The following is an 18,184-nucleotide window of genomic DNA, read 5'->3' as shown; positions in this document are numbered from 1 at the left end:
GATGGCCACGTGCGGTCAGATCCGTCCCGTCGCACCGCCGGAGCCGACTCCCCTTACGGCCCGCCGTACGGCCGCGGGGAAGCGCCGCCACGGCCGGCGGTTCGGGCGCGGGCGGGCGTCAGGTGGCCCGGTCGCCGCCGAGGGCACGGCTCACCCACTCCAGCGACCCCGTGCCGAGCGCCTCGTCCGCGAGGCGCTTGGCGGACGGCGTCTTCAGCGCGGCGAGGGAGCTGTCGATCCACGGTTGCACGTTCTGGTGTCCCTGCTCGCGGTACTCGACGGCCTGGATCAGGCATTCCAGCTTGTCGGCGTCGCGGGCGCAGACGGCTTCGAGGCTGGTCTTCTCCTCGTACTCGCCGACCGCGTCGATCACCATCTCCGCCACGGACCGGGGGACACCGCCCACCTGGTCGGCGGTGACCTCCTCGTTCGGCGCCGCCTTCAGGTAACGCTTGCCGAGGTAGGGGATGTCGGTGATCCGCGTCTCCTGCGTGTCGTGGAACAGGCTCAGGAACGCCGCGCGCTCGGGGTCGCCGCCTTCCAGCGCGGCGATCACGCTCGCGATGATCGCCGTCCGGAAGGAGTGGTCGGCGATGCTCTCGGGGTCCCGCACCCCCGCGACCAGCCAGCCCGTGCGCCTGTAGCGCTTGAGCAGCCCGAGCTCGTACAGCAGACCCGTCAGCTTCGACAGTTCCTCCGCCATGGAAGTCCCCTCTCATCCTCGGTGGGTCATGCGCAGAGCGTGACGACCGCCCCGGCTCCCGCCGGGACGGCGGTGACACGACGGTCTCGTCCAGCGTACGGACGGTCGCCTCTCCGAGGACATCCGCCGTCCGGATCTCCGGTGCCGGGGGACGTCGCGCGGCCGTACGGCTGCCGCGGGGCCGGGGTGTGCTCAGACCTGGCCCGCCGGGGCCGGGGCGTGGCGGGCCAGGGCGGTGGCGAGGTCGGGGCGGGCGGAGACGAAGTCGCGGGTGACGGGGTCGGAGCCGGAGAGCCAGGCGAGGTGGCGCAGGGCGTGGGCGGCCACGTCGTCCACGGTGACCGTGGGCGGGGAGGGGCGGTCCGGCGCGGTCGCGACGGCGCCGGGGCCGGGGAGGATCGGGACGGCCGGCAGGTGGTGGTGCGGGTCGGGGCAGGCGGCGTAGGTGAGCACGATGTGGCCCTGGTCGTCGTAACGCCAGCTCGTCGAGTGGAGCAGGATCTCCCCGGCGTCCGCGAGCACGCGGGCGGCCTCGTCCGGGTGTGTCCCCCCGGCCAGCCGGTCCTCGGCCCTGCGATACCCGAATCCGCCCGACCCGTCGAGCCGGAGCATCAGCACTTCCACCATCACGTGCGAACTCATTGCAACAACATATTAGGCGCAGCCCCGTTAATCCGAGCGTGCGAAATGGGGCTAAGCCTGGGCACGGCACGGTAATTGGTGCCACACTTTCTGTGACGGCTGGCCCGCGACCTCCCCTAAGAGCCGATGACCCAGGACACCGCGCACGTATCCCTTACCGGCGGCAACCTTCCTCTCGAACCCAACGCCTTCGTCGGTCGTGAGGGCGATGTGGAGGAGCTTGTCGAGCTGCTGGGCGTCGCCCGGTTGGTGACGCTGTGCGGTGCCGGCGGCATCGGCAAGAGCAGGCTGGCGGTCCGGGTGGCGTCCCAGGTGGCGGCGGGGTTCCCCGGCGGCGTCTGGCTGGTGGAGCTGGCGGAGGCGGTCCGCGGCGACCTGGTCGAGCCCCGCGTGGCCGCCGTGCTCGGGGTGAAGGCCGAGCCGCCACGCCCGCTGTCCGACACGCTGATCGACGCGCTCGGTGACCGGAACCTGCTGATGATCATCGACAACTGCGAGTCGCTCATCGAGGAGTCGGCCCGGTTCTGCCGGGCGGTGCTCACCGTCTGCCCGGCCGTACGGATGCTCACGACCAGCCGGGAGCCGCTGCGGGTGGCGGGGGAGACCGTGTGGCGGGTGCCGCCGCTCTCGCTGCCCCGGACCGGGGTCCACGAGCTCGCCGGCAGCGAGGCGGTGCGGCTCTTCGTCGACCGCGCCGGCGCGGCCTCGCGCGGTTTCGCCGTCACCGAGCAGAACGCCGGCGAGATCGCCAGCCTGTGCGAGGCGCTCGACGGGATGCCCCTGGCCATCGAGCTGGCCGCGGCGCTGTGCAGGGTGCTGACGGTGGAGCAGATCCACGCCCGGATCAGGGACCGGTTCCGTCTCCTGTCCGCCGGCGACAGGATGGCCCCGGCCAGGCACCAGACGCTCCGCGCGACCGTCGACTGGAGCTACCAGCAGCTCAACGAGCCCGAGCGGATCCTGCTGCGGAGGCTGGCGGTGTTCACCGGGGGATGGACGCTGGACATGGCCGAGCAGGTCTGCGCGGGCGACGGCCTGTGGGCGGACGACGTCCTGCGCGTGCTCTGCGACCTGGTCGACAAGTCCCTGGTGCTGGCGGACGCGGAGGTCGCGGGCGAGACGCGTTACCGGATGCTGGAGACGATCCGCCAGTACGCCGCCGAGCAGCTCGACACCTCCGGCGAGGAGGCCGCGCTGAGGCGGCGGCACCGGGACCACATGATCGAGGTCGCCGGCCGCATCCACCAGACGATCGTCCGGCGCCCCCGGCCGACCTGGGACGAGATCTGCCCGATGCTGGTCCTGCTGGACGAGCTGCAGGCCAACGTGTGGGCGGCGGTGCGCTGGTCGGCGGAGGCGGACGACCCCGAGAGCGCGCTGCGCCTGCTGGTCCTGCTCCGCTGGCCGACCATCGCCGGCGGCAGGTTCACCCCCGCCGACGAGTGGCTGGACCGCCTGCTCGCGGCGGATCCGGCGGAGCTGCCGCCGAGCGTGCGCGGCGACGCCCTGGTGCTGCGCGGTCAGGTGGCCTTCGGGCAGGGCGACCCCGACACCGCGCGGGTCGCCTGTACGGCCGCGGCCGAGCTGTGCCGGGCGACGGGCCTGCACGGACCGCTGAGCGGGGCGCTCGCCATCCTCGCCTGGGTGGCCATCTACCAGCGCCGGCCGGAGAGGGCCAGGGCCTTCCTGGACGAGGCGCTGGAGGCCGTGCGCAGGGTCGACGACCCCTGGCACGAGATGGTGATCCGCTCCATGGAGGGGACGTTCGCGCTGTCGGAGGGGCGGGCCAAGGAGTCGCAGCGCTCCTTCGAGGCCGCGCTGGCCATCGCGCACGAGCTCGACAACCACTGGGCGGCCCCGGTCGCGCTCATCGGCCTGGCCCAGGTCGCCTGGCTCCGGGGCGACCTGGCGGAGGCCCGCACCTACTACGAGCAGGCACTCGACCTGCTCCAGGACATCACCGCCCACTGGCAGACCATCACCTGCCTGGCGGGCCTGGGCCGGATCGCCCTGGCCCAGGGCGACCTCGCCACCGCGCGCGTCAGGCTGATCGAGAGCCTGCGTCTGTGCCAGGGGACGGGCCAGCGGCTCGGTGTGGCCCGGCGGATCGAGACGCTCGCGCAGCTCGCGCTGGCCGAGGAGGACGACCGCCGGGCGGTGCGCCTGGCGGGGGCCTCGGCCGCGATCCGGAGCGCGATGAGCGGCGCCGTCCTGCCCTCCGGTTTCGGCGCGCGGATGGAGGAGCTGCTCCAGCCCGCCCGTGCCCGGCTCGGAGACGCGCTGGTCGCCCAGCTCTGGGCGCTCGGCAAGGAGATGTCCCAGGACCAGGCGGTCCGCTACGCGCTGCAGGGTGACGATCAGTCCGACGCGCCCCTGATGGTCGGCAGGCATCCGGTCGCCGCCCCGCTCACCACGCTCACCGGCAGGGAGTGGGAGATCGCCGGGCTGATCGCCAGGGGCCTGAGCAACAAGGCCATCGCCGACGAGCTGGTGATCAGTCCCGCGACCGCGGCCCGGCACGTGGCCAACATCCTGGCCAAGCTCGGCTTCTCCTCACGGACCCAGGTCGCCACCTGGGTCATCGAGCAGAACCGCGGCTGAGACCGCTCCGTCTACACATCGGCTCTACACATCGGCGGTGGCATAGATACATCTCCGGATACGCACTCCGGAGCATGTGCCGGGACCGCCGCCCGCCGTACGTTTCCCTCGTGTTCGACCGATGACGCCCAGCCTTCCGCACCGCGCCCGCCACGACGGCGGTCCGGTACGGCGGGCCCACACCATCCCCGGCGTCTCGGTCGAGCACACCGGAAGCGTCGCGTGTCCCTCCCAACGGCCGAGGTCTCCTCGGAGGGGTGGGGACTTCAGGGCCACGGGCCACGCGACAGCGGGCCCGAGTCGCGCAGGGCTCGGGCCCGCCCTCCGGAGGGGGACGGATCCCGAATACACACCCATCTACATACATCTGCCGATGTCCGGGCGGAGAGCCCGGCCGTACCGTCGGCGGAATGAGACCCACCTCCTCCATCAAGGGCACCGTCACCGAGGCGGTGTTCGGTTGCGCGCACGAGCGGGGTGACCGGCCCGCGCTGATCGACCTCGGCGCGGGAGTGGTGTACGGCTACCGCCGCCTGGCCGAGGAGGTGACGCGGGGAGCCTCGGGGCTGGTCCGGCGTGGCGCCCGGCGGCGTCAGGTGGCGGGGGTCCACGTCGACAACGCCGCCGCCCAGACCCTGGCGGTGCACACCATCATCGCGGCGGGCGGGGTGGCGGCGCCGCTCGCGCCCGGGAGCAGGGAGACGGCCGGGCTGCTGGTCCGGTGGGACGCCCGGCTGATCATCACGACTCCCGGTCTGGCGGAGGCGTCGTTGCAGGCCGCCGAGGCCTCCCGGGTCCGGCAGGTGATCACTTTCGGTCAGGCGCGCGACACCGTCGACTTCGCCGATCTGCTGCTGCTCGACCCCGGCCCGCTGCCGCTGTTCGACCCGTCGGTCCAGCCCGCGCTGCTGACCGAGGACGAGGGGCTGTTCACCCATCAGGATCTGATCGTGCGCATGCACGAGCTGGGCAAGCTCACCGTGCTGGAGAAGTCGGACGTCCTGCTGGTGACCTGGCCACTGGCGTGCACCCTGGCCATGACGACCCTGATCGGGCTGGCGCTGATGCGCGGCGCGCTGGTCGTGGTGGCCCCCGGCCTCTCGCCCGCCGAGCTGTCGGCGACCATCCACGACTTCGGGGTCACCGTCGTGGCCCTGCTCGACGGAGCCGTCCAGCGCGTCTAGGCCCCGCCGGCCCTGACCCGCGGCTCCCGCCGCGGCGGCAGCGGGGCGGGCGCCCTTCCATGGAAACGCGCCGCCCGGCACGGGAGCCGGGCGGCGCGTCATAGGGAGGGGCGAACGTCGCCCGATCGGTCCTAGACCTGCTTGAGCGCCCAGAAATGGTTGCTGTTGTCACCCGCGAGAACCTGCTGGGTCAGGACGGACAGCGAACCGGTGGTCATGTTGAGCGCCCGCTTGCTGTACTTGTTGACGATGACGTACGTCCTGTCCGCCACCCGCTGCAGCTGCCACTTCTGCCTGCTGGATGTGGTGGAGCAGGTCGTCTGGACGATCTGGGTCCCGGCCGCGGTGCTCGTCGTCTTCAGATCCAGGCACTTACCGCTGTTGGCGTTGACCAGTTGCCAGTCAGGGGAGGTGGTCGAGCTGGGGTTGCGCAGCACCCACTGCTGGTTCTTCGCACCGGAATGCGGCTTGTGCGTCACCGATGCGCCGGACGTCAGCGCCCCGTTGAGGACCTCGACGTTCTCCCGGTTTCCGACGCCCGTCAGGTAGTAGCTCGCACCGTTCCCCGGACCGACGGAGTTGATGAGCCGGTTGAACTTCCAGCGCTGGTTGGTCGCGCCGGTGTAGGGACGCTGCTCCAGGGGGGCCGGGTAGGCGCCCGTGACCGTCAGGGCCAGCCCGGACAGCCAGTTGACGATCGCGTAGCTGCCGTCCGCCTGTGGCAGGTAGGCCCACCGCATGCCGTCCGTGCCCTTGCAGTTGTACTGCAGGGTCTGGGTTCCCGAGGCGGTTCCGCTGTAGGCGCTGTCGGCGCACATCCGGCTGTTCATGTTGACGAACTGGAGGCCGGTCTTGTAGCCCATCAGCCAGCTCTGGCTCAGGGTGTTGGTACGGGCACGCTGGCTGAGCTTGACCAGTCCGGTGGCGGAGCCGCCGATCGGCTCGATGGCTCCACCGGTCGACACACTGGTGATCACGTAGGTGAGGCCGACGGTGGGGTGGGGGACGACGTCGCTGGTGTCCCCCTTGACGAGGAACTCGCTGTCGGCGGTGTTCCAGTGGGTGGCGAGGTAGCTGCCGGCCGCCGGGCTGACGTTGAAGTAGTCGTCGCGGTTGCAGTCGGGGAGCCGGTAGTCGTCCCACTTCAGGCAGGACCACGACGGGGTCCCGCCGTAACACATGAGGTCGAACTGGTCCGAGCAGTGCGAGGTCTGGAAGTGCGGGGCGCTCTCCTGCACCGCGCCGAACGTGTGGCCCAGCTCGTGGGCGATGGCGTTGGCCCCGAAGCAGTTGGGGACCGCGTCGACCCGCGCGTAGGCGCGGAGGTTGTTGTAGTTGGTAGCGCCGGGCCGATCGTCCACATACCTCTGGCCCACTCCGCAAACGACGGTCGCCTCGGTGAGCATGAGGTATTTGCGGTCCGCGCGGTTGTAACCCAGCGCCTGCACCGCGGTGACGCCGCTGTCGAAGGTGGCCAGGGACTCCGCGGGCACGACGACCTCGCGGACCGCGATCTGGCATCCCCCGGAGACCGCTTCGGTGACGTAGCGGATGTGACGGCTCTTGCCGCCCGCCGCGGCGGCGTCGTTGAAGGAGTCGTCGGCGTTGGAGAGCCACGCCTGGAACATGGGCAGCAGCCGGCTGTAACGGTCGGGCATGCTCGGCTCGCGGACGTACAGCACCTCGACGCGCTTGCCGCTCACCCCGTCGCCGTCACAGAACACCCGGGCGGGCGCCACCTCGGCCGCGGCTTCGGCCTGGGCCGCTGTGAGCCGGGCTATCTCGCCCTGCGGCCCGGTCCGCTCCCCGAGCCGCGCGCCGGGGAACACGTCCTTATCGGTGGTGCAGGCCACCGGCTCGGGCGGTGCGGTCGTGCGGGCGCCCGGCTGGGGAGAGGCCGTCGCAGGGGCACTCGGCTGAGGCGAGGCCGTCGGCTGGGCGCTCGGCCGGGCTGATGCCGCCGGCCGGGCACACGGGTCGGCCGGTGCCGCTTCCGCGGGGGAGGCGTCCAACCCCCCGGAGACGAGGCTCGCGGCGGCGAGGACCCCTGCCGCGGCTAGAAGGGTTATTCGTCTGACAAACACGTAAGAGGCTCCCCGATTGCGGATTTAGCTCGCCTTGACGGCAGTGCGGATCAAGATAGCGGATCAAGATATATGCCGACTTGGGCGTGATCAATCCGAATGGTCCGATCCTTCCGTGCGCCGGGAGAGCTGACCCGGACCCGTTCCGCGGACCGCGGGAGCCGGCTCAGGGCGGTGATCGGCGCGGTCCGCGCGTGGTGGACCGCGGCGCGTCCGGTGTGGCGGCGACCCGGTGGCCGCGTCCCCGTCGGTGGTCGCGTACCCGCCGGCGGTCGCCGGGGGCCCTGCCGGTGATCACTCGCGACTACCGGCCACGGCGGGATCCGCGAGTCAGGGTCCGGATCGGGATGCGCAGAAGTTATCCGCGCACACCTTGACGTCGCTCGGTGCCAGGTGGGTTGATTGATCTACTGACAACGTTGTCATCTTTCTCGGGGGAATCTGTGAAACCTCGACCCCGAAGGGACGGGAAGCTATGCGACGACGGTGGATGGCGGCCGTCGCGGTCACCGTGGCGGGCCTGCTCACCCTGACGGCCTGCGGCGACGGCGGCGGCGCCGCGCAAACCCCGCAGGCCGGCGGAGAGAAGAAGGTTGAGGTCTTCTCCTGGTGGACGGGACCGGGCGAGGCCGACGGCCTGAAGGCCATGAAAGAGATCTTCGAGAAGCAGAACCCCGGCCTGACGTTCTTCGACGCGGCCGTGGCGGGCGGTTCCGGCGACAAGGCGCGCGCCCTGCTGGCCACCAAGCTGCAGGCCGACACCCCGCCGGACACCTTCCAGGGGCACGCGGGCGCCGAGCTGCAGGGCTACATCAAGGCCGGTGACCTGGAGCCGGTCAACTCCCTCTACGACGAGCTCAAGCTGAAGGACGTCTTCCCGCAGCAGCTCGTCGACCAGATCAGCGTGCAGGGCCAGATCTACTCGGTCCCGGTGAACATCCACCGCTCCAACGTGATGTGGTTCAACCCCGCCGTGCTCAAGGAGGCGGGCGTCACCGAGGTGCCCAAGACGATCGAGGAGTTCACCGCCGCCCTGGAGAAGGTCAAGAAGACGGGCAAGATCCCGCTCGCGATCGGCTCCGAGTGGACGATGGTGCACCTGCTGGAGAGCGTGCTGCTCGGCTCGCTCGGCACCGAGGCCTACAACCAGCTCTGGACCGCGGGGTCCGACTGGTCGGGTCCGGCGATGACCAAGGCGCTCAACGACTTCAAGACGGTCCTGTCCTACGCCGGGGACCCGGCCGACGACTGGCAGCCCGCGGCCAAGCAGGTCGCCGACGGCCAGGCCGCGTTCACGATCATGGGCGACTGGGCGTACGGCTACTTCCACAACCCGCCGGACGGCGGCCTGGGCAAGAAGTCCAAGACCGACTTCGACTGGGCGCCCTCGCCCGGCACCGGCGGCACCTTCATGTGGCTGTCGGACAGCTTCACCCTGCCCAAGGGCGCGCCGAACCGCGCCGGGGCGGTGGCCTGGCTGAAGGTGGCCGCGAGCAAGGAGGGCCAGGACGCCTTCAACCCCAAGAAGGGCTCCATCCCGGCCCGCAAGGACGCCGACACCTCCCTCTACACCGACTACCTCGCCGACGCGCTGAAGGACTGGGGGAGCAACAAGCTCGCCGGGTCCATCCAGCACGGCGTCACCGTCAACGACGCCTGGCGGGTCTCGATCAACGAGGCGGTCGGCCTCTTCCACACCGACAAGGACGTGGCCGCGCTCCAGGCCGCGCTGGCCGAGGCCGCCAAGAACTCGGGTCAGTGACGTCCGGTACGGCCCGCGGCGACGCGGGCCGTACCCCGTGGAAGGGGTGTCAGTGACACGGGTGCGCAGGTGGCTGCCGGGGCTGCTGCTGGTCATGCCGTCGATCATCGCCATCGCGGTCTTCGTGTACGGCATGCTCGGCTGGAACTTCAGGCTGGCCATGACCGACAGGCACGATGAGATCTCCGAGGGGAGCTTCGTCGGCCTGGAGAACTTCGTCTCGCTCTGGGATCAGAAGCGCTGGGGCATCTCGGTCGATCACGCGATCGTCTTCACCGTGGTGTTCGTGGTCGGGGCGCTGGCGCTGGGCTGGCTGCTGGCGTTCCTCATGGAGAAGGGGATCAGGGGAGAGGGGACCTTCCGGGCCGTCTACCTGTTCCCGATGGCGATCTCGTTCGTGGCGACCGGGGTCGTCTGGCGCTGGCTGATGAACTCCGGCCAGGACGAGCGGGCGGTCGGGCTGAACCGGCTGTTCGACAGCCTGGGCCTGGACTTCCTGCAGTGGGAGTGGTTCCGGAACCCGGACTGGGGGATGGCAGCCATGGCCATCCCGGCGATATGGCAAATGTCTGGATATGTCATGGCGCTGTTCCTGGCGGGTTTCCGGGGCGTCCCCGAAGACCTCCGGGAGGCCGCCCGGGTGGACGGCTGCACCGAGTGGCAGGTCTACCGGCACATCGTGCTGCCGCTGCTCCGCCCGGTGACCCTGTCGGCGCTGATCATCCTCGGGCACATCTCGCTCAAGGTCTTCGACCTGATCGTCGCGGTGTCCGGCAAGCAGATCATCACCGATGTCCCCGCCGTGTTCATGTGGGTCGCGGTCTTCGACTCCCACGACCCGGCCAAGGGCGCCACCATCGCCTCCTACATCGTGCTCGCGGTGAGCGTGTTCGTCATCCCCTACCTGGTCTGGACCCTTCGCAAGGAGAGGCGGTCATGACGGTTACCGAGACCCCCGTCCCGCCCGCGCGGGCGAAGGACCCGGGCGGCCGGGCCAGGCGGCGGGCCGGCCGGGCGCGCGGGATCCGGCTGGCGCTGCTGGTCGCCTTCCTGGTGATCTTCCTGATCCCGGTCTACGTCCTGCTGGTCACCAGCTTCAAGCCGCTGACCGAGGCCGACCCCGGCCGGGCCTGGGCGCTTCCGGAGGTGTGGACGGCACAGCCGTGGCGGGTGGCCTGGGAGAAGCTCGCCCCCGGCATCTGGAACAGCGTGCTGCTGGCCGTACCCGGCGCGCTGATCTCGGCGGTCCTGGGCTCCATGAACGGCTACGTGCTGTCGAAGTGGCGCTTCCCCGGCGCCGACGTGCTGTTCACGCTGTTCCTGTTCGGCATGTTCATCCCCTACCAGGGGGTGATGATCCCGCTGGTCCAGCTCCTGGTGAAGCTGAACGAGATCACCCAGTCCCTCACCGGGGTGCCGGGCGTCTTCTACGGCGCGATCCCGGGACTGCTGCTGGCACACGTGGTCTACGGCATCCCGATCTGCACGCTGATCTTCCGCAACTACTACGTCACCATCCCGGACGAGCTCATCGAGGCCTCCCGGGTGGACGGCGCGGGGATGCTGCGGACCTACTGGTCGGTGGTGCTGCCGGTCTCCGGGCCGGCCTTCGCGGTGGTGATCATCTGGCAGTTCACCTCGATGTGGAACGACTTCCTGTTCGCCGTCTTCCTCACCGGCCCGCAGAGCTGGCCCACCACTGTCATGCTCAACAACATCGCCGGAGCCCAGACCGTCCCCTACAGCCAGCAGATGGCCGCGGCCCTGCTCGCGTCCGTCCCCACGATGGTCGTCTACGTCCTGCTCGGCCGCTTCTTCATGCGCGGGCTGATGGCCGGGGCGCTGAAGGGCTGACCCGCCCGCCGTCCCACGGCAGGGCGCCGGAGGGCTGACCCGCGCACGCCGTCCCAGGGCAGGGGCGCCGGAGGACCGGCCCGTGCCCGGGGCGCCCGCGCCGGCTCAGCGCGGGGGCGCCGGAGGGCTGACCAGGGAGTCGCCCAGCGCGGTGCGGTGGTAGAGGACACCGCGGCCGGTGCGGCTCCCGGTGACCAGGCCGGCCCTCCGCAGCGCGGCCAGATGGCCGCCGACGGTGCCCAGGCTCAGGCCGAGCAGGGTGACGAGCTGGGTGGTGGTCGCCGGGCCGGCCAGCTCCAGCAGGACGCGGGTCCTGGTCCGGCCGATCAGCCCGGCGAGGCCGTCCGGCGCCTCCTGGGCGATCCCGGCGCCCCGGGCCGGATAGCTGATCGCGTACGGCCACGCGTGCTCAAGATAGGAGCCCACCCCGGCCTCGAAGGGGGACGGCACGAAGAGCAGGCCGCGTCCGCCGAGCCGGTATGTCTCGTCCGGGCTCTCCGCCCGGACCTCGATGACGCCGTCCGGGCGCCAGCGCACCCGGGGGCTGAGGTCGGCCAGCGCCGCCGCCCAGCCGTAGGTGGCCAGGCGGCCCGCCCGCTGGATCACGTCCCGCTCCAGGATCACGTGGAAGCGCGGCCACGCGGGTGCGACGATCTCGTCCCAGACGCCCTGGAGCGCGTCGGCGAACAGCTCCACGACCTCCGGTGAGAGCAGCACGTCCATGACGGCGTCCGGGAGACGTGCCATGCCGTCCAGGTTCCTGGCGATCTCGTGGTGCGCCTGGGCTACCGGGGTCGCCCGCACGGTCGCGAGCTCCACCTCGAACGGGGTGTTCACCCCGGCCGGCGGCGGCGCGGGGAAGTCGGCGTTGTACCGCCGCTCCCGGAACAGCGTCACCATGGCTCCCAGGCCCGGCCGTCCGGCCAGCAGGTTCCCGTACGGCTCCCGCGCCCGGTCCACCCAGGCGCGCCATACTCCGGCCTCCCTCTTGCCGGACAGCATCCAGAGCGCGTGCTTGGTCACGATGAGCGGGGAGATGGCGAACCTGCTCGCCACGATGTCCTGCGGGCTGACCTCGATCAGGTTGACCATCAAACGACCTTTCGGATATATCCGAAAGCTTAGCCAGCCGCCTCCGGCTCCCCGAGCATGGCGCGCATGACCACCACACAAGAGCGCGCCGCGACCTACGGCGAGGTCTTCGCGAGCCGTGAGTTCAGGGTGCTGTTCGGGAGCTTCACGCTCCTGGTGGCCGGAGACCAGGTCAAGATGCTGGCCCTGGCGGCGCTGGTCTACGCGCGGACCGGCTCGCCGGGCCTGTCGGCCGCGGCGTACATGCTGGGCTTCCTCCCCTACGTCGTCGGCGGGACGTTCCTGCTCTCGCTGGCCGACCGGATACGGCCGCGCGCGCTGATGATCGCCGGCGAGCTGGTCCGGGTGGCGACCTGCCTGCTGCTGGCCTTCGCCGGGCTGCCCGTCTGGGCGATGCTCGCGCTGGTCCTCGTCACCGGCCTGTTCTCGCCGGTCTTCATGGCGGCCCGTACCGCCCTCCTGCCCGACCTGCTGCCGGGCGACGCGTTCGTGCTGGCCAGGTCCGTGCTGTCCATGACCTCGGCCGGGGCGCAGATCGGCGGGCTGGCCGTGGGCGGCGGCGTCCTCGCGGCCGCGGGCCCCGCCGGGGCGCTGGCCGTCACCGCCGGACTGTCCGCCGTGGCTGCCCTGGTGCTCCGGACCGGCCTGCCCGACCTCCCCGCCCGGGGCGCGGGGGAGGGCGGTGCCGTACGGGAGACGCTGCGGGTCAACCGGAGCCTGCTGGCCGACTCGAGGGTGCGCGGGCTGCTGCTCGCCCAGTGGCTGCCGGTGTCGTTCGTGACGGGCGCCGAGGCGATGCTCGTCCCCTACCTGGGCGGCACGGCCGGGATCGCGCTCGCCGCCGCGTCCCTGGGCATGGCGGCCGGCAACCTCGCCGTCGGCCGGTTCGCCTCACCCCCGGTGCGCGAGCGGCTGGCGCTGCCGCTGGCGGTGCTGTCGGGCGTTCCGCTGCTCGGGTTCGCCCTCCAGCCGGGCTTCGCGTGGGCCGCCCTGCTCGCCCTGCTCGCCACGGTGGGCAGCGCCTCCTACCAGCTCGGCCTGCAGCGGGGGTTCGTGGCGGCGGTGCCCGAGCCGGTCCGGGGACAGGCCTTCGGCCTGGCGGGGGCGGGGGCGATGACCGGCCAGGCGGCGGGCGCCGCCCTCGTGGGCCTGGCCGCCGAGCTGACCGCACCGCACCTGGCGATCGTCCTCGCCGGAGCCGTGACCATCGGCTGTTCCCTCGCCCTGCACCGGTCCCTGCGCCCGGAGCTCTCCTGACCGGACCACGCCCCGGTCCCCGCGTCCGGCGTCCTCCCGACCGGACCACGCCGCGGTCCCCGCGCCCGGTGCCCTATGGCCGGAGCTCCCCCGATCCGCGGGGGATGAGACGGGTGGGCAGCTCGATCCGCTCGGCGGCGCCCGGTCCGCCCATGATGCGGCGGAAGAGCAGCTCGGCGGCGGCGCGGCCGAGCCTGGCCGGGTCCTGGGCCACCACGGTCACGCCGGGCACCAGCAGGTCGGCGAGCTCGAAGTCGTCGAAGCCGACCATGGCGAGCCGGTGGCCGGTGCGCAGCGTGGCCACGGTGATCCGGCCGTTGCCGGTGAACACCGCCGTGGGCGGGTCGTCCCCGGAGAGCATCCGGGTCAGCGCGGTCCCGGCCTGCTCCGGAGGGCCCATCGCCACCAGCGACTCGTCGAGCGGCAGGCCCGCGTCCTCGACGGCGCGGCGGTAGCCGTACAGGCGCTCGGCGGCGGTGAAGATGGAGGCGCTGTCGCCGAGGAAGGCGACGCGGCGGTGGCCGTGCCGGATCAGGTGGGTGACCCCGGTGTGCGCCCCGCCGTTGTTGTCGCAGATCACGGTGTCCACGTCCAGCCCGCCGGGCCGGTCGGCGAAGACGGCGGGGGTCCCCGCGTCGAGCTCGGGCCTGAGGTATCCGTGGTCGGCCCCGGCCGGCACGATGATCAGGCCGTCCACCCGGCGGGAGCAGAAGGTGAGGACGAGCTCCCGCTCGCGCCGCGGCTCCTCCCCTGAGGAGCCGCTGAGCACCAGCGACCCGTGCCGGAGCGCCACGTCCTCGACCGCGCGGCTGATCCCGGAGTAGAACGGGTCGGCCACGTCCTCGATCACCAGGCCGATGCTCGCGGTCCGGCCCCGGCGGAGCACCCGGGCGCTCTCGTTGCGCCGGTAGCCGAGCCGTTCGATGGCGGACAGGACCCGCTCGGCCGTGGCGGAGTTGACCCCGGGCTCCTCGTTGACGACCCGGGAGACGGTCTTGAGCGCCACCCCGGCCGCCGCCGCGACATCTTTCATGGTGGGACGTCCACGGACACTGTCTGTCACGGCCCGATCATCGCCCAAGTCCGCCCTGTTGACAACGTTGTCATCGGACCCGGTGGGTCAGCGTGAGAGCGCGGTGCCCGTCACGCCCGTCGCGTGCAGGTCGGTCTCCACCCGCGCCGCGGCGGCCAGCAGGGGCGGCAGCAGGTCGCTCCGGACGGATTCGACGGTCGTCCGGCTCGCGTGGGAGGAGATGTTCATCGCGGCGACCACCCGGCCGGAGCGGTCCCGGACGGGCACGGCGACCGAGCGCAGCCCCTCCTCCAGCTCCTGGTCGACCATCGCCCAGCCCTGGGAGCGGACGCGCTCAAGCTCGGCCCGGAGGGCGGAGGGCGTGGTGACGGTCCGGGCGGTGAACCCGCGCAGCCCGGCGCGGCCGAGACCGGCGTCCAGCTCGCCGGCGGGCAGCCCGGCGAGCAGCACCCGGCCCATCGAGGTGCAGTGGGCAGGGAAGCGGGTGCCGATGTCGATGGACACCCGCATGATCCGCGTGGTCGCCACCCGGGCCACGTAGACGATGTCCTCGCCGTCGAGCACCGCCATCGACGCCGACTCGCGCACCTCTGCGACGAGCCGCGCCAGGTGCGGCTCGGCCACCTCGGGCAGCGAGAGCCCGGACAGGTAGGCGTAACCGAGCTCCAGGACGCGCGGGGAGAGCGCGAACAGCCGCCCGTCGGTCCGGACGTAGCCCAGGTCGACCAGGGTCAGCAGGAACCGCCGGGCCGCCGCGCGGGTCAGGCCGGTGGCGCGGGCGACCTCGCTGAGCGTCAGCTCGGGAGTGGCCGCGCCGAACGCCCGGATCACCGACAGCCCCCGGGCCAGCGACTGCACGTGGTCAGAGCCGCGGTCAACCGGTCCGTCCATCCCCGTCCTCCTCGTTCCGGTCGAACTCTAGTGCCGCCTGCGCCACCGCGAACGCGCGGTTGGCCGCGGGCACTCCCGCGTAGACCGCGGTCTGCAGCAGCACCTCCTTGATCTCCTCCTCGGTGAGACCGATGCGGAGCGCCGCCCTCACGTGCATGGCCAGCTCGTGTTCGTGCCCGAGCGCGGTGAGCAGGGCGAGGGTGACACAGCTACGGGTGCGCCGGTCCAGGCCGGGACGGGTCCAGATCTCCCCCCAGGCGTACTTGGTGATGAGCTCCTGGAAGTCCGCGGTGAACGGCGTGGCGCCCGCGCCGGCGCGGTCCACGTGCTCATCACCCAGTACGGCCCGGCGCGTCGCGTCTCCGGCGCTCCACATGTCCATCCTTCAGCTCCTTGTCGTGTTCACCCGGGTGGCCCCCTCCGGGGCGCCGTGCTCAGCCGGGCGGGTTCAGGTGGGCGGCGAGCGCCCGGTCGACGAAGATCCCGGCGGAGCCGAGGTAGCCCGCCGGGTCCAGGGCGGCGTCCAGCTCCTCCGGCGTCAGGCTCACGCCGGGAGCGGCCGGCAGTGCCTCCCGCAGCCACGGAGCGGCCAGCGCCTCCCGCAGCGACAGACCCTCGTCGACCGCCCTGGCGCAGGCGGCGTCCACCAGCCCGCGCGCCTCGGGGGTGCCGCCGAGCCGGGCGACGACGTGCTCGGCCATCGGCAGCCCCCTCGTCGCGTCGAGGTTGGCCCGCATCCGCGCGGGGTCGACGGTCAGGCCCTCCAGCACCTCGCGGAGCCAGGACGCGGCGCTGCCGGTGAGCCGGAGCAGCTCGCTGAGCGTCTCCCACTCGGCCTGCCAGGGGCCGGCGGCGCGCTCGTGCTCCTGGACCATGCCCGCGAGCACCGAGGCCACCAGCCCGGGGACGCGCTGGACGCAGGCGAGCACGGACATCGCGCCCACCGGGTTGCGCTTGTGCGGCATGGCGCTGGAGCCGCCCCGGCCGGGGGTCGAGGGTTCGGCGGCCTCTCCCACCTCGGTCTGGGCCAGCAGCTTCACGTCGGTCGCGATCTTGCCGAGCGTCCCGGAGGCCATGCCGAGGGCGCAGGCCAGCCGGGCCACCGGGGTGCGGTCGGTGTGCCAGGGCAGGACCGGCTCGGCCAGGCCCAGCCCGGCCGCCAGGCGCGGCAGGACCTCGTGGCCCCGCTCGCCGAGGACGGACAGGGTGCCCGCCGCCCCGCCGTACTGGACGGGCAGGTCCAGCTCGGCCAGCTCCGCCCGCGACCGGTCCAGCGCGCGCAGCCAGCCGGCCGCCTTCAGCCCGAAGGTGACCGGTACGGCGTGCTGCAGGACGGTGCGCCCGGCCATCACGGTGCCGCGGTGCTCGCCGGCCAGCCGCGCGCACGCGTCGGCGCAGGCGGACAGGTCGGCCAGGAGCGGGGCGAGGGCGCGGCAGGCGACCAGCATCGCGGCCGTGTCGTTGATGTCCTGGCTGGTCGCGCCGTAGTGCACGAACCGTCGCAGCTCGGGCTTGACCCGTTCGCGCAGCGCGGCGACCAGGGGGATCACCGGGTTCCCCGCCGGCGCGGCCCTGCACCCCAGCTCGGCCAGGTCGAAGAACTCCGGCCGGCAGGCCTCCTCCAGCGCCGTGGCCGCCGCCTCCGGGACCAGCCCGATCCCCGCCTGGGCGCCGGCCAGCGCGGCCTCGACGTCCAGCATCGCGGCCAGCCACGCCGCGTCCGACACCTCGGGCGCGGCCCCGCCCCTGGCGAACATCCCGGAGAACAGTCCGTCGCGTGCCGACAAGGTCATTCTCACCTCCAGTTTCATGATGTCGACAGAGTGTCACGTAGGTGGGCGAGGGGTGCGGCGAACGTCAAACCCCTTCCAAAACGACGGCCAGCCCCTGTCCCACCCCGATGCAGATGGCGGCCAGGCCGTAGCCGCCGCCCCGGCGGTGCAGCTCGTGGGCGAGGGCGCCCAGGACGCGGGCGCCGGAGGAGCCGAGCGGATGGCCGAGGGCGATCGCGCCGCCGTTGACGTTGACGATCTCCGGGTCGAGGTCGGGCCACTCGGCCAGGCAGGCCAGGGACTGGGCGGCGAAGGCCTCGTTGAGCTCGACCACGCTCAGGTCGGACCAGGTGATGCCCGCGCGGGAGAGCGCCGTGCGGGCGGCCTCGACCGGCCCGATGCCGAACAGGTGCGGTTCCACGCCGGTCACCGCCCGCGCCGCGATCCGTGCCAGCGGCGTACGGCCGGCCCGCCCGGCCCCCGCCTCGTCGCCGACGAGCAGGGCGCAGGCGCCGTCGTTGAGGGGGGAGGCGTTGCCGGCGGTGACGGTGCCGCCGGGACGGAAGACCGGCTTGAGGCGGGCGAGGGAGGCGGGCGACGCGTCGGTCCTGACGGACTCGTCGTGGTCCAGCGCGTCGAGCACGGCCACCTCGCCGGCGAAGACGCCCCGCTCCCAGGCCGCCGCCGCGCGCCGGTGGCTGCGCAGGGCGAAGCCGTCCTGGGCCTCGCGGGTGATCCCGTAGCGGTCGGCGAGGATCTCCGCGCCCTCACCCAGGGCGACCGTCCACTCGGCGGGCATCAGAGGGTTGACCATGCGCCAGCCGAGGGCCGTGTCGTGCAGGGTCTGCGCTCCCCGGTCGAAGCCGCGCGACGGCTTGGGCATCACCCACGGCGCCCGGCTCATCGACTCCGACCCGCCGGCGATCGCCAGGGAGGCGTCGCCCACGGCCACGGCGCGGGAGGCGGCGACGACCGCCTCCAGCCCGGACCCGCACAGCCGGTTCACGGTTGTGCCGGGCACCGTGACCGGGAGCCCGGCGAGCAGGACGGCCATCCGCGCCACGTCGCGGTTGTCCTCGCCGGCGCCGTTGGCCGCGCCGAAGAACACGTCGTCGACGGTCGCCGGGTCGAGGTCGGGGGAGCGGCCGGCCAGTGCCCGGACCACGTGCGCGGCCAGGTCGTCGGGGCGGACGCCCGACAGCGCCCCGCCGTAGCGGCCGATGGGGGTGCGGACGGAGTCGAGGACGAAGACGTCATTCATGATCTTGAGCTCCTGGTCGACGGATGCCGGTGTCCCGCGCTCGCCGCG

General features: G+C 72.5%; 15 protein-coding genes. 6 read left to right on the top strand and 9 right to left on the bottom strand.

What is annotated here, in order from left to right:
- Nucleotides 1-118: 118 nt before the first annotated feature.
- Together SROS_RS38295 and SROS_RS38290 are read right to left on the bottom strand one after the other, a co-directional pair.
- Nucleotides 119-703: an HD domain-containing protein gene (locus SROS_RS38295; protein ID WP_012894330.1), complete on the bottom strand. Its 585-nt coding sequence runs from the start codon at nt 701-703 to the stop codon at nt 119-121.
- Nucleotides 704-895: 192 nt separating this feature from the next.
- The gene (locus SROS_RS38290; RefSeq protein ID WP_148269338.1) at nt 896-1,345 is read right to left on the bottom strand and encodes a hypothetical protein; all 450 of its coding nucleotides are present in this window, start codon (nt 1,343-1,345) and stop codon (nt 896-898) included.
- 126 nt (nt 1,346-1,471) lie between these two features.
- On the opposite strand from SROS_RS38290, the gene SROS_RS38285 reads away from it, so the two are divergent.
- Nucleotides 1,472-3,946: an ATP-binding protein gene (locus SROS_RS38285; RefSeq protein ID WP_012894328.1), complete on the top strand. Its 2,475-nt coding sequence runs from the start codon at nt 1,472-1,474 to the stop codon at nt 3,944-3,946.
- Between the two features lie 410 nt (nt 3,947-4,356).
- Entirely contained in the window at nt 4,357-5,130 is a 774-nt protein-coding gene (locus SROS_RS46550) for an AMP-binding protein (protein WP_012894327.1), read from the top strand.
- Between the two features lie 131 nt (nt 5,131-5,261).
- Here SROS_RS46550 and SROS_RS38275 read toward each other — a convergent pair whose 3' ends face one another.
- Nucleotides 5,262-6,983, bottom strand: coding sequence for an RICIN domain-containing protein (locus SROS_RS38275; RefSeq protein ID WP_012894326.1), 1,722 nt, complete (start codon nt 6,981-6,983; stop codon nt 5,262-5,264).
- 706 nt (nt 6,984-7,689) lie between these two features.
- Between SROS_RS38275 and SROS_RS38270 the strand changes: the two genes are divergently transcribed.
- The 3 genes from SROS_RS38270 to SROS_RS38260 are packed head-to-tail and all read left to right on the top strand — an operon-like array spanning nt 7,690 to nt 10,830.
- A complete protein-coding gene (locus SROS_RS38270; RefSeq protein ID WP_012894325.1) occupies nt 7,690-8,976 on the top strand; it encodes an ABC transporter substrate-binding protein in 1,287 nt (428 codons plus the stop codon).
- 52 nt (nt 8,977-9,028) lie between these two features.
- Complete coding sequence (locus tag SROS_RS38265) at nt 9,029-9,916, top strand: carbohydrate ABC transporter permease (protein WP_012894324.1); 888 nt, start codon at nt 9,029-9,031, stop codon at nt 9,914-9,916.
- On the top strand, nt 9,913-10,830 hold the full coding sequence (locus SROS_RS38260) for a carbohydrate ABC transporter permease (protein ID WP_012894323.1): 918 nt from the start codon (nt 9,913-9,915) through the stop codon (nt 10,828-10,830). The genes SROS_RS38265 and SROS_RS38260 overlap by 4 nt, the downstream gene beginning before the upstream one ends.
- Nucleotides 10,831-10,935: 105 nt before the next feature.
- Here the strand turns inward: SROS_RS38260 and SROS_RS38255 are convergent, their stop codons facing one another.
- Nucleotides 10,936-11,922 (bottom strand): ArsR/SmtB family transcription factor, encoded by a 987-nt coding sequence (locus tag SROS_RS38255; protein ID WP_012894322.1) that lies wholly within the window; start codon nt 11,920-11,922, stop codon nt 10,936-10,938.
- Nucleotides 11,923-11,988: 66 nt separating this feature from the next.
- Between SROS_RS38255 and SROS_RS38250 the strand changes: the two genes are divergently transcribed.
- On the top strand, nt 11,989-13,179 hold the full coding sequence (locus tag SROS_RS38250) for an MFS transporter (RefSeq protein WP_012894321.1): 1,191 nt from the start codon (nt 11,989-11,991) through the stop codon (nt 13,177-13,179).
- Nucleotides 13,180-13,252: 73 nt separating this feature from the next.
- On the opposite strand, the gene SROS_RS38245 is transcribed toward SROS_RS38250, so the two are convergent.
- The 5 genes from SROS_RS38245 to SROS_RS38225 all read right to left on the bottom strand — a co-directional run bounded on the left by SROS_RS38245 (nt 13,253) and on the right by SROS_RS38225 (nt 18,136).
- Nucleotides 13,253-14,212, bottom strand: a complete 960-nt coding sequence (locus SROS_RS38245) for a LacI family DNA-binding transcriptional regulator (protein ID WP_043653781.1) — start codon at nt 14,210-14,212, stop codon at nt 13,253-13,255.
- 87 nt (nt 14,213-14,299) lie between these two features.
- Nucleotides 14,300-15,103: an IclR family transcriptional regulator domain-containing protein gene (locus SROS_RS38240; RefSeq protein WP_012894319.1), complete on the bottom strand. Its 804-nt coding sequence runs from the start codon at nt 15,101-15,103 to the stop codon at nt 14,300-14,302.
- Nucleotides 15,087-15,485 (bottom strand): 4-carboxymuconolactone decarboxylase, encoded by a 399-nt coding sequence (pcaC, locus tag SROS_RS38235; RefSeq protein WP_012894318.1) that lies wholly within the window; start codon nt 15,483-15,485, stop codon nt 15,087-15,089. The genes SROS_RS38240 and pcaC overlap by 17 nt, the downstream gene beginning before the upstream one ends.
- Before the next feature lie 52 nt (nt 15,486-15,537).
- Nucleotides 15,538-16,896 carry a 3-carboxy-cis,cis-muconate cycloisomerase gene (pcaB, locus tag SROS_RS38230; protein WP_012894317.1) on the bottom strand — a complete coding sequence of 453 codons (1,359 nt, stop codon included), beginning with the start codon at nt 16,894-16,896 and terminating at the stop codon, nt 15,538-15,540.
- Nucleotides 16,897-16,960: 64 nt separating this feature from the next.
- Entirely contained in the window at nt 16,961-18,136 is a 1,176-nt protein-coding gene (locus SROS_RS38225) for a thiolase family protein (RefSeq protein ID WP_012894316.1), read from the bottom strand.
- Nucleotides 18,137-18,184: the final 48 nt, after the last annotated feature.

The sequence above is a fragment of the Streptosporangium roseum DSM 43021 genome (assembly GCF_000024865.1).
Taxonomy (GTDB): domain Bacteria; phylum Actinomycetota; class Actinomycetes; order Streptosporangiales; family Streptosporangiaceae; genus Streptosporangium; species Streptosporangium roseum.
This window is presented reverse-complemented; position numbering and strand designations above follow the sequence as displayed.

Excerpts from the sequence above, each read along its gene's own strand:
- pcaC (WP_012894318.1), bottom strand. The coding sequence starts at position 15,485 with ATGGACATGTGGAGCGCCGGAGACGCGACGCGCCGGGCCGTACTGGGT.
- SROS_RS38260 (WP_012894323.1), top strand. The coding sequence starts at position 9,913 with ATGACGGTTACCGAGACCCCCGTCCCGCCCGCGCGGGCGAAGGACCCG.
- SROS_RS38225 (WP_012894316.1), bottom strand. The coding sequence starts at position 18,136 with ATGAATGACGTCTTCGTCCTCGACTCCGTCCGCACCCCCATCGGCCGC.
- SROS_RS46550 (WP_012894327.1), top strand. The coding sequence starts at position 4,357 with ATGAGACCCACCTCCTCCATCAAGGGCACCGTCACCGAGGCGGTGTTC.
- SROS_RS38245 (WP_043653781.1), bottom strand. The coding sequence starts at position 14,212 with ATGAAAGATGTCGCGGCGGCGGCCGGGGTGGCGCTCAAGACCGTCTCC.
- SROS_RS38240 (WP_012894319.1), bottom strand. The coding sequence starts at position 15,103 with ATGGACGGACCGGTTGACCGCGGCTCTGACCACGTGCAGTCGCTGGCC.
- SROS_RS38250 (WP_012894321.1), top strand. The coding sequence starts at position 11,989 with ATGACCACCACACAAGAGCGCGCCGCGACCTACGGCGAGGTCTTCGCG.
- SROS_RS38285 (WP_012894328.1), top strand. The coding sequence starts at position 1,472 with ATGACCCAGGACACCGCGCACGTATCCCTTACCGGCGGCAACCTTCCT.
- SROS_RS38255 (WP_012894322.1), bottom strand. The coding sequence starts at position 11,922 with ATGGTCAACCTGATCGAGGTCAGCCCGCAGGACATCGTGGCGAGCAGG.
- pcaB (WP_012894317.1), bottom strand. The coding sequence starts at position 16,896 with ATGACCTTGTCGGCACGCGACGGACTGTTCTCCGGGATGTTCGCCAGG.
- SROS_RS38270 (WP_012894325.1), top strand. The coding sequence starts at position 7,690 with ATGCGACGACGGTGGATGGCGGCCGTCGCGGTCACCGTGGCGGGCCTG.
- SROS_RS38290 (WP_148269338.1), bottom strand. The coding sequence starts at position 1,345 with ATGAGTTCGCACGTGATGGTGGAAGTGCTGATGCTCCGGCTCGACGGG.
- SROS_RS38295 (WP_012894330.1), bottom strand. The coding sequence starts at position 703 with ATGGCGGAGGAACTGTCGAAGCTGACGGGTCTGCTGTACGAGCTCGGG.